General features: G+C 72.8%; 1 protein-coding gene and 1 pseudogene. Both read right to left on the bottom strand.

Features of this window, described 5'->3' with window-relative positions; all coding sequences use genetic code 11:
- Positions 1-153 precede the first annotated feature (153 nt).
- Positions 154-819, bottom strand: coding sequence for a response regulator (locus tag JM949_RS36020; RefSeq protein WP_203152481.1), 666 nt, complete (start codon positions 817-819; stop codon positions 154-156).
- 11 nt (positions 820-830) lie between these two features.
- A pseudogene (locus JM949_RS36015) lies at positions 831-1,264 on the bottom strand (hypothetical protein); the annotation flags it as partial.

The following is a 1,264-nucleotide window of genomic DNA, read 5'->3' as shown; positions in this document are numbered from 1 at the left end:
ACTAGTTCTGACCTTCGACAAGCCAGAACCTAGGCAGGACAACGGCGTGCGCCATCAACGACGCGCCGACCCACCCACAGACACGTCACAAGACCCATAAATATGCCTCTGAGGTATACCGCTCACCAGCACATCGGCATGGCGGGCAACCGCTCAGCCGTCGACCAGTCCCGCCTCGTACGCGAGGATCGCCGCCTGCACCCGGTTGCGCACGTCCAGCCTGGTGAAGATGCTGGTCAGGTAGCTCTTCACGGTGCCCTCCACCAGGTGCAGCCGGCGGGCGATCTCGGCGTTGGACAGCCCCGCCCCGACCAGCGCCAGCACCTCCCGTTCGCGTTCGGTGAGCCCGGCGGTCCGGTCCCGCGCGGCGGGCCGGCGGGCCAACCGCCCCGCCCCCAGCTCGATGACCCGGCGGGCCACCCGCGGCGACAGGTACGCCCCGCCGTCGGCGACGGCGTGCACCCCGGCGATCAGCTCCCGCGGGTCGCCGGCCTTGAGCAGGAAACCGCTGGCGCCGTGCCCGAGCGCCCGGGCCACGTGGTCGTCCTCACCGAACGTGGTCAGCATGATCGTCGCGGTGTCCGGCACCACCCGCCGGATCTCGGCGGCCGCGGCCAGCCCGTCCAGCCGGGGCATCCGGATGTCCAGCAGCGCGACCCGGGGGCGGTGAGCACGGACCAGCTCCACAGCCGCGTGCCCGTCACCGGCCTCGGCGACCACCTCGATCCCCGGATCGGTGGCGAGGATGGCCCGGACCCCGGCCCGGATCATCGCCTCGTCGTCGGCCAGGACCACCCGGACCGGTGTTGCTCCGGTCATGTCGGTGCGCACTACGCGATCCACTCCTTGCTGGTCAGCCGACCATCGGTGAAGCACAGCCGCCAGGTCGGCTCCGCGAGGGGGAAGTTGCCGTCGGTGTAGTACTCGCAGTCGGCCCGGTCGTCCGCCGTGGGGCGTTCCAACTGCCGCCGGGGCAGCCCGGCCAGGTCCGCTCGGGCCGTGCCGACCCGCATCCGGTCGAAGGTGGCCTGGTCCAGCACCGTTCCGGCGGTCGCCACCGGGTAGTAGACGAGCGCGAGCACCAGGGCGAATCCGGCCGGTGCGAGCAGTGCCACCAGCAGACTGCGCCGGACCCGCCGTCGGGCGTCGTGCAGACGTCGCTCGGCCTCCACCGGTCGTTCCAGGCGACCGGGCGCTCGTCGGGCCGGACCGCCGGGCGACCTCCGCCGCCAACCCGATCGCCTCGGGCGGCGGCGCGGTGCCC

Origin of the sequence: Micromonospora tarensis (assembly GCF_016803395.1) — a bacterium.
Classification (GTDB): Bacteria; Actinomycetota; Actinomycetes; order Mycobacteriales; family Micromonosporaceae; genus Micromonospora; species Micromonospora tarensis.
This window is presented reverse-complemented; position numbering and strand designations above follow the sequence as displayed.